General features: G+C 36.8%; 1 protein-coding gene and 1 pseudogene. One reads left to right on the plus strand and one right to left on the minus strand.

Annotated features, from left to right (window positions below):
- Nucleotides 1-118 precede the first annotated feature (118 nt).
- The gene (locus tag LKE01_RS11980) at nucleotides 119-403 is read left to right on the plus strand and encodes a hypothetical protein (protein ID WP_057962712.1); all 285 of its coding nucleotides are present in this window, start codon (nucleotides 119-121) and stop codon (nucleotides 401-403) included.
- Nucleotides 404-437: 34 nt separating this feature from the next.
- Here LKE01_RS11980 and LKE01_RS11985 read toward each other — a convergent pair.
- Nucleotides 438-568, minus strand: a pseudogene (locus tag LKE01_RS11985) (IS30 family transposase); the annotation flags it as partial.

The raw sequence follows: 568 nt of genomic DNA on the forward strand, positions 1-568 counted from the left end.
AGCTTACATCCACTTCAGCTTGAATTTCCTGACAAACAGGTTAAAATGATAGTTGACCGATTAAATCGAAAATACGACTTTTTACCAACTAAAATTCATTAAAGGGATGGAATATATCATGAAATCAATCAAGAAATTAATCACCTTATCGATGACTGGCCTCTTATTGGCTGGTGCTGCTTCAGTCACCGCAATTGCTCCAGTAGTTGCCATGGCTGATGACGGTGATGGTACCTCAATGTTTAACGGCAAGACTAAAGAGTTAAAGGGTGCTAAAAGAAGTAACGGAACTACCGCTAAGAAGTCTACTACTAAGAAGACTGTCAAAAAGTCTAAAAAGTCTAAAAAGTCTAAAAAACATGCTAAAAATACAGTCGCTAAGCTTGCAACTGCCAAAAAGTAACGATGAATAGTTGTGTTTAAGGTAGATTGCAAATTTAATCCGAATTTTTTGACAAATTGGTCAGCATGACCTGATAAGGTGTTTGCCAGTCAAGTATTTTAAGTGGTCTCTGATTAATTTCGAGTAAGGTGGTTTTCAAGCCTTGAGCACTAATGTGCTCAAAAT

The organism is Lentilactobacillus kefiri, assembly GCF_007989105.1.
Taxonomy (GTDB): Bacteria; Bacillota; Bacilli; order Lactobacillales; family Lactobacillaceae; genus Lentilactobacillus; species Lentilactobacillus kefiri.

Excerpts from the sequence above, each read along its gene's own strand:
- LKE01_RS11980 (WP_057962712.1), top strand. The coding sequence starts at position 119 with ATGAAATCAATCAAGAAATTAATCACCTTATCGATGACTGGCCTCTTA.